At 68.6% G+C, this 7,824-nt stretch carries 6 protein-coding genes; 1 reads left to right on the forward strand and 5 read right to left on the reverse strand.

The window, feature by feature from the left end; translation table 11 throughout:
* Nucleotides 1–71: 71 nt before the first annotated feature.
* From FXF52_RS39635 to FXF52_RS39655, 5 genes are all read right to left on the reverse strand, one after another.
* A complete protein-coding gene (locus FXF52_RS39635; RefSeq protein ID WP_187414003.1) occupies nucleotides 72–1,025 on the reverse strand; it encodes a helix-turn-helix domain-containing protein in 954 nt (317 codons plus the stop codon).
* A gap of 683 nt (nucleotides 1,026–1,708) precedes the next feature.
* Nucleotides 1,709–1,960: a hypothetical protein gene (locus tag FXF52_RS39640; RefSeq protein ID WP_148804788.1), complete on the reverse strand. Its 252-nt coding sequence runs from the start codon at nucleotides 1,958–1,960 to the stop codon at nucleotides 1,709–1,711.
* Between the two features lie 230 nt (nucleotides 1,961–2,190).
* Entirely contained in the window at nucleotides 2,191–3,111 is a 921-nt protein-coding gene (locus FXF52_RS39645; protein WP_148804789.1) for a carbohydrate ABC transporter permease, read from the reverse strand.
* On the reverse strand, nucleotides 3,111–4,562 hold the full coding sequence (locus FXF52_RS39650; protein WP_148804790.1) for an ABC transporter permease subunit: 1,452 nt from the start codon (nucleotides 4,560–4,562) through the stop codon (nucleotides 3,111–3,113). Before FXF52_RS39650 ends, FXF52_RS39645 begins: the two co-directional genes overlap by 1 nt.
* Complete coding sequence (locus FXF52_RS39655; RefSeq protein WP_148804791.1) at nucleotides 4,562–5,863, reverse strand: ABC transporter substrate-binding protein; 1,302 nt, start codon at nucleotides 5,861–5,863, stop codon at nucleotides 4,562–4,564. Before FXF52_RS39655 ends, FXF52_RS39650 begins: the two co-directional genes overlap by 1 nt.
* 569 nt (nucleotides 5,864–6,432) lie before the next feature.
* On the opposite strand from FXF52_RS39655, the gene FXF52_RS39660 reads away from it, so the two are divergent.
* On the forward strand, nucleotides 6,433–7,542 hold the full coding sequence (locus tag FXF52_RS39660; protein WP_148804792.1) for a uroporphyrinogen-III synthase: 1,110 nt from the start codon (nucleotides 6,433–6,435) through the stop codon (nucleotides 7,540–7,542).
* The last annotated feature ends 282 nt before the right edge of the window (nucleotides 7,543–7,824 follow it).

Consider the following 7,824-nt stretch of genomic DNA (forward strand, 5'->3'; position numbering starts at 1 on the left):
ACTTCGCGGCCTTCGCAAGCCGAAGAAGTTCCACACGATCATCCTACGATCAATGAGGATCCCTAATCAAACTAATCAGCCTCGCAGGCGCGATTCACCCCATCGATCGGGCCGCGCCGCTCGCCGACTTCGCCCTGCCGTCGATCCGGATCGAGCCACCCGCCGCCGGGAACGAGCAGCTGGGTGGCGTGGGGTGCTGCGGTCGGATCGGTTAACCACCAGCCGGCCCTGCCAGTGGCCACCCAGTCCCGGCCTATCTTGCTCCGCAAGCGTGAGATGACGCTGCCCACCGCCATGGCGTTCTTCGGGCGCGCCCTGGCGCTCATCCCGTCCCGGATCTGTGCACCGCTACGAGGTTCGCCCTGCGCATCGATCAGTACCTGCAGCGCCTCGGCCTGCTGGGGACTCAGCTTAACTGGTGCGTTCCGGCCGGCCAGCCAGGTTTCGCTTGTCGTGCGCACCAGTCGCACGCCGGCCCACTCCGCCGCGTGCGGCCGGGGCTTCGCCGGGCCGGCCAGCCGCCAGCCGCCTCCGCCGGTGATAATCCGGCTACGCCCGAGGCGTTCCCGGAGGCGATGGACGACCATGCGCACTGCGGCGATCGTGGCGGGCCGCTCATACGGTGGCAACGACGACCAGATCCAACTCCTGCTACACGGCACTCCCTGCGCCTCGACGAGTGTCCGCAGCACGGCGAACTCCTGCGGGCCGAGCCGGATGGGCCGAGCCGGCCCGTCAAGGACATACCGATGCTCGACATCGAGCCGCAGGCCGCCGAACGACAGCACGTCAGTGCCGACCGGTTCCGGCGCGGTTGGGTCCCGCACCCACCAACCGTCCGCCCCGGTGAGAATGCGTGCGGCGCCGATCTTCTTACGGATGTTGGCGATCACCACGCCGATCTGGGCAGCTGCTGGCGGCCGATACCCGCGGGACATGGCGGCCCAGATCGCCTCTCGACTGAGGGGCGTCCCCCGCGCCGTGATCAGGACGGCCAGCACGGCGGCCTGCTGACCACTAAGCATGACCGCGCTCCACTCAGGGTGCAATCGAACCAAGCCGGTTGACGTCTGCAACTCCACCCTGGCGTAGCACAGCGGGACATTCAACACGGGTATGGACAGCTCGCGCCGACCGGTGCTGGTCCGCTGGCGCCGTCCTTGACGGCAGCGAGAGATCGCCAACAGCGCAGAGCCTGCCGTCTTAGACGTCTTCTCAGCCGGGAGGCAGCAGGCCGACCCGCCGGTCAGGGATTGATCAACCACCATGAGGGACCTCACCATCTGGCTGGCCGGCCGCCACTATCCCAACCGACCAGCCTGAACCTCAGTCCGTACTTCTGACTAGGGGCGTTGCGCCTGGTGCAGCGGTCGCCGCCATCGGCGACCGAGGGCAGCGGTCATCGCGACCAGTCGGTGCGATGCCTCAGCACACTGACCTGCGGGCCATAACTGACTAAACACTGTGCACCAGGGGTTACACGCGTCCGTAGCTACAGACGTGTGCCCTCGTGACGTGCTACCACAAGGGCCGCGGCGGAGGGCGGACGAGCGGTTGTGCCGGCGGCGGCCGGCACAACCTTCCTTCCCCGGCCACACCGCTTTTGGGGCATGCCATAGGCAACCGTCCAGGTTGCACCTAAAAGGCGGGAGGTCATCGGGGCGTGACGCGGACGCCGGAAGCCACGCGCGACGCCGGACGTCGGCGGTCAGGCCGACGTCCCGACCAGCTGGTACGCCGCTCGGACGGCGGCTACGGCCCAGCGCATGCGACTGACCGCCTCGACCGGATGATCGCCGTACTCCTGCGCGACGAGTGCCGCGCAACCGGCCGCCCGGTGCTGGCTGACGCCGTCCAGCACCGCCTGCCGGATCTGTTCGGGCGTCGGGTCCTTCGACGGTTGGAGCGCGGAGGCGAAAAGCGCCTCCGCGCTGGCACTGAGCAGCTTCGATGGGCTCATCACCGGCTCCTTTCCGGTAAGTGGCAGCCACGCCTGGGAGGCAGATCCGCCACAAGGTGCACCACGGCCGAAGCCGCGCGCACGAGATGCGGGCTAGCCGATGGCCTTGGGTGACCGGCGTACCTCGGAAAGCCGACGGATTCGTCGATACGGCGGCGCCCGGGGTTCCGGGCACTGAAATGCGCGCCCCCGTTTCGCGCCCGGCGCGCACCCCCATGATTCACCTCCCGCTACTTGCCTGACCCGGCGAGGACGCCCTGCACGAAGTAGCGCTGGAAGGCGAAGAAGACCACGAGCGGCACGAGCATGGACAGGAAGGCGCCGGGGCCGATCGTGTCGAGGTTGGACGAGAACGACCGCATCTGCTCTCGCAGGGCGTAGGTGATCGGGGCATTGTCGGAGGTGGCGAAGACGAGCGCGACCAGCAGGTCGTTCCAGACCCACAGGAACTGGAAGATGGCCAGCGAGGCGATGGCCGGCCAGCCGATCGGCAGCACCACGCGGGCGAAGATGACCATTTCCCGGGCGCCGTCAATGCGGGCCGCCTCGAGCAGGTCACGCGGGATGTTCAGGAAGAAGTTCCGCAAAAGGAAGATCGCGAACGGCAACCCGAAGGCCACGTGGAAGGCAATCACCGCGGAGATCTCGCCGTAGATGCCGAGGGCCCGGAAGATCCGGGCGTCCGGCACGATCGCCACCTGGACCGGCACGACGATCAACGCGACGACCAGCACGAACAGCCAGTCCCGGCCGGGAAAATCCAGCCAGGCCAGGGCGTACGCGCCGAGTGCGCCGAGCAGCACCACGAGCAGGGTCGACGGGACGGTGATAAGTACCGTGTTCCACAGCGATTCGACGATCCGCTCGTTCTGCAGCACCTGGGCGTAGTTGTCGAGGGTCAGTTGGGCCGGTGCGGTGAAGACCGTCCACCACCCGGTGGCGCTGTTGTCGGCGCTGCTACGCAGGCTCGCCACGGCCAGACCGAAGGTCGGCAGCAGCCAGAAGACGCCGATCAGGACCGCCAGCAGCCGCAGCAGGGCCTTGCCAAACCGCATCATGAACCGGATCCACGGTCCCGGTCGCGGCCGGCCGCCCCGCGCGGTACCGGCGGGCATCAGTTCCGGTACCGTGCCGATGGTGGTGTGACTCATCAGCTGTCCCTCCTCAGGCGCCGGATGTTGAACAGCATCGCGGGGAGCACCAGGGCGAACAGCAGGACCGCGAGGGCGCTGCCGAGCCCGTAGTCCAGGCCGCCGCCGAAGGACACCCGGTACATTTCCAGGGCGACTACGGTCGCGTCGTCCTGGGACGACTCGGGTGCGAGCACGTAGACGAGGTCGAAGATCTTCAGAACGTTGATGGTCAGGGTGACCAGCACCACGGCGAGCACGGGCCGGACCAGCGGCACGGTCACGTGCCGGAAGGTCTGCCATTCGTTCGCGCCGTCCATCCGGGCCGCTTCGAGCGCTTCCCGAGGCAGCGCGGCAAGACCGGCCGACACCAGCACCATGGCGAATCCGGCCCAGATCCAGATGTACGCCCCGATGACCGCGGGAGTGATGAGTGTAGGCCCGAGCCAGGAGACGCCGTTGAACGGCTCGGTGAAGTTGTCGGCGGGCAGCCGGATGACGTACGGGCCGGAGGTGAGGTTGGGGAACGCGAACCGCCCGGCGGCGTCGGTCCGGGTGGTGGCGACCACCGTGCCCCCGTCGGCCACCGCCTCGACGGTCATCTGGGGCAACCCCACCTCGCCGGCGTCGACGGTCCCTGCCCGGCCGCCGCCGCCGCGGCTGAAGTCGAGCCACACCACGCCCTGCAGTCCGGGGCCGCCGGTGGGTGCGGTGGCCGGCTTGGCGTCGGTCGGGATCCGGTCCGGTGGCAGTCCCACGAGGGCGAGGCGGACGGGTTCACCCGGGTTCACCGGCCCTCTGGACTGGAAGCCGTCGTTCATCGGCACCAGCTCGCCCTGCTCCCGAGCATCCACGCCGTGGTAGCGCGACGGGGACACAAAGGCGTCGTGCACCGACACGACGGCCGCGTTGAGCACGCCGCGGTCCGGGTTTTCGTCGTAGACCAGCCGGAAGGTGACGCCGGCGGCGAGGAACGAGATGGCCATCGGCATGAACAGGACGGCCTTGAGCACGGCCGACCGGCGTAGCCGCTCGGTCAACACTGCGAAGATCAGCCCAAGGGTGGTGACCACGCTAGGTGCCACGATCACCCAGACGAGGTTGTTCAGGATGGCTCGCCGGGTGTTCGACGAGGTGAACATCTCGATGTAGTTGTCGAAGCCGACGAACCTCGATCCGTCACCGCTGCGAAAGCTGAGCCACAGCGTGTAGACGATGGGATAGCAGACCAGTACCAGCAGCAGCACCAGGGCGGGGCCGAGGAAGAGCGCGACCATCAGGCGGGTTTCCCGCGACCGCCGGCGGGCCGCGGTCCCGGCGGTGGTCTGTGGGCCGCCGGGGGTGTCCCGGTGGCCCGGGCCACCGGCGGCGTGCCGTGGGCCGCCGGGGCCGTCGGCCACGCTCGCCCGGCCGATCGTTGTCTGGGCAGGGTACGGATGGATGCCCTGGGCCGGGTCGGGCGTGATCGTCATCAGTTGCCTCCGAAGTCCTTCTTCGCGGCGACCTCGAGCTGCTGGGCCAACGCCTCGGGGGCGATCGGCTTGGCGAGGAAGTCCTGCAGCAGCACCCAGAGGTGGGCGCTGGTCCCACCGCCGAACGTCTGCGGCGTGAGGTCCGAGAGGTCAAAGCGCAGCGATTCGGCCTTCACCACCGCTTCGGCGAGTTGCCGGGTGGTGTCCTCCGGGTACGTCGCCATGTCCAGTCCGGAGTTCGCCGAGATGAACCCGCCCTTGGCGGCCATGATCTTCGCCGCCTCGGGCGAGGCGAGGAAGGTCATCAGTGCGTTCGCCTCCGGCGTGTCCTTGAAGGCGACGGCCTGGTCGCCCGCCGTCACCACCGCCGGCTTCGAGCCGTCGACCGACGGCCAGTTGAAGAACTTCGCTGACTCTCCGACCTTCAACTCACCCAGCTTGTTGATCTCTGAGGCGACGAAGTCGCCCTCGAACAGCATCGCTCCCTTCGGCGACTTGCCGAACACGTCGGCGATCGCCTGTGTGAAGGCGGTCTGCGTCGGACTGCCGGCCAGGAATCGCGGCGTACGCCAGTAGTCGGCCAGCAGGGTCAGCGTCTTGACCACGCTGGGGTCGGTCCAGGGGATCTCGTGCTTGGCCAGCTTGTCGTACATTTCCGGGCCGGCGACCCGGAGGTAGCTGTTCTCGAACCAGTCGGTCAGCACCCACCCGTCGCCACCGGCGGCGACCATGGGCGTCACCCCGGAGTCGGCGAGCGCGGTGGAGACCGTCTTGAGCTCGTCCCAGGTCTTCGGCGGCTGTACCCCGGCGTCGGTGAAGCTGTCGACCCGGTACCAGATCACCGACTTGTTGGCCACCTTGAAGTAGACGCCATAGAGCTGCCCGTTCACGGTGCCCAGTTCCTGCCAGGCAGAGCTGTAGTTGTCCTTGATCGCGGCGGCCGCGTCACCGGTCAGCGGCTTGATCGCGCCCCGCTTCACGAACTCGGCCACCACCCCGGGCTGCGAGATCAACGCGACATCCGGCGGCGAACCCCCAGCGATCCGGCTGTTGAGCAGCACCGGCAGATCGTTGCCACCGGAGGTGTACTTCACCGTCGCGCCGGTCTTCGCGGCGAAGGCGTCCAGCACCGCCTTGAAGTTCGCCTGCTCGGCACCGGACCAAGTGGCCGCCACCTCGACCGTCTTGCCGGCAAGGTTCGCGTCCGGCGAGCCGGACGCCGGGCCGGCATCGCCACCGCACCCTGCGGCGGTGGCGAGGACCGCCGTCGCCACGGCGAGCGGTACCCATCGTCGTATCATGGACCCTCCTGAATCTGGTCTGCGGATCGGGACTGGACCGGAGCGGGCGACGACCCGCCGCCCGTCCTGCGTTCGGAGTCGACCGCGGTTGAGTGGCAGCTCAACCGCGGTCGACGGACGCCGATCCAGGTTCCGGATTGGCGGTCGGCCCGCTCTCATCCGTCCCCGTCCGGGTCGGCGCTCATCGGTCACGTTCCATTAACTGGTCGGTGATTGCGCCGAGTCTTCAACACCACTGCGTTTCCCGGAAGTCAACTGGGTGCTACGTGACGGGACCGCCGAATACCTCACAAGATCCACTTGCCCGGATCGTCCCCGACTCGGCGGTAACTATTCGGCGGTCCACTCTGAACTGGCAAAACACCGTTCAGGTCCGCGCGTCGTCCCAAATCCCGGTAACACCGAGTCGGTGAACGAACCGTCACGGTGTTGAGATTGGACACCGCTGCGATGTCTGCGCTGTTACCGCGACACTTCTTCCCGACGAAAAAAGTCTCACCGGATTGACCCAAGCGCCGTCCGGAACCGTTCAAACACTGTTGAGGTAACCGGCTTGACGGGAGGACAGTGTGGAGGACCTGGCGGGGTACACGGTCGCCGTCCTGTCGGAGCGTCGTCGACACGACCTCGCCACCCTGCTGGAGGCCACCTCGGCACGGACGATCAACGTTCAGGCGGTCCGCTCGGTGGCCCAGCCGGTGGCGGAGGCCGTTGCCGTCGCCACCCGCGCCTGCGTCACTAGACCGGTGCACGAGGTCATCGTGTCCTCGGGCCTGGGCCTGCGGGCCTGGCTGCGCGTGGTCCAGCAGGCCGGCCATCTCGACGCGCTCGTCGACCGGCTGACGCACGCCCGCCTGCTGGCCCGCGACGGGCACGCCGCCGACACGCTGCGGGATCTCGGCCTGAGTCAGATATGGGCAACCGCCTCCGCGACCACCGAGGATCTGTTCCGCTATCTCCTCGCCCAGCCGATGACGGGCCGCCGGGTGGTGGCGCAGATCGAGTCGGAGCCACATCGGGAGTACTGCGAGGCCCTACGCCGCAACGGGGCGACGGTGGTCGAGGTCGTCACCAACCGGTTTCTCCCGCCGCTGCGGATTGACACCCTGCGCCGGCTGTGCAGAGTCATCATCCGGCGGCAGGTCGACGCCGTCGCGCTGACCGGGGCGACCGCCACCGAGAACCTGTTGCGCCAGGCCGAGGCCGACGGCGTACTCGGCGAGGTGCTCAACGCGCTGACCGCCGACATCGTGCCGGCCTGTCTGGGTCACCTGGCGGCGGAGCCGCTGCGGGCGTTCGGCATCAGCGCGTACGTGGCGAACAGTCCCGCCCTGCCGGACCTGGTCAAGGTCCTGGCGAACCGGCTCCCGGGACGGTCGCTCCGGCTCGACGTGCAGGGTCACCGGGTGGAGATCCGCAGCCAGGCGATGGTGATCGGCCACCAGGTGATTCCGGTCCAGCCCGGCCCGATCTCGGTGTTACGGGCGCTGGCCCGTCGTCCCGGCCGGGTGCTGTCCCCGGCCGAGATCCGGGCCGCCGCGCCGAGCTGGGCCGACGTCGACGATCACGCCGTCGAGATGGCGGTGTCGCGGCTGCGGCGAGCCTTCGACGACACCCCGCTGGACGGCGTCGACCTGATCCAGACCGTGATGAAGCGTGGCTACCGGCTGGCGGCCTGACCCAGCTACGCGAACCGGCCCGGCACCTCGGCCTGCGACAACTCACCCGGCAACCACGTCGGCGCCGGTCAGCGGCCCGGCCGTTCGGCCTGCCTGCCCTGCTCGGCCTCCGTGCACTACCCGTCCCCAGCAGCAGCACCCTCGCGCGCCGGGCCTGAGTGCTCAGTCGTCGACGGGGTGGCGGTCACCGGAATCGTCGGCGCCTGTTCGCGCATGACGTAGAGGCCCCTCTCCACGTCAACGAGCAGGGTGCCGTGTGGACCGTAGATGACCGCCGTGACG

This window comes from Micromonospora sp. MP36 (assembly GCF_008119785.1).
Taxonomy (GTDB): domain Bacteria; phylum Actinomycetota; class Actinomycetes; order Mycobacteriales; family Micromonosporaceae; genus Micromonospora.

What these genes read in the sequence shown, in the direction of transcription:
- FXF52_RS39635 (WP_187414003.1), bottom strand. Translation starts at nt 1,025, where the DNA reads ATGCTTAGTGGTCAGCAGGCCGCCGTGCTGGCCGTCCTGATCACGGCG.
- FXF52_RS39640 (WP_148804788.1), bottom strand. Translation starts at nt 1,960, where the DNA reads ATGAGCCCATCGAAGCTGCTCAGTGCCAGCGCGGAGGCGCTTTTCGCC.
- FXF52_RS39645 (WP_148804789.1), bottom strand. Translation starts at nt 3,111, where the DNA reads ATGAGTCACACCACCATCGGCACGGTACCGGAACTGATGCCCGCCGGT.
- FXF52_RS39650 (WP_148804790.1), bottom strand. Translation starts at nt 4,562, where the DNA reads ATGACGATCACGCCCGACCCGGCCCAGGGCATCCATCCGTACCCTGCC.
- FXF52_RS39655 (WP_148804791.1), bottom strand. Translation starts at nt 5,863, where the DNA reads ATGATACGACGATGGGTACCGCTCGCCGTGGCGACGGCGGTCCTCGCC.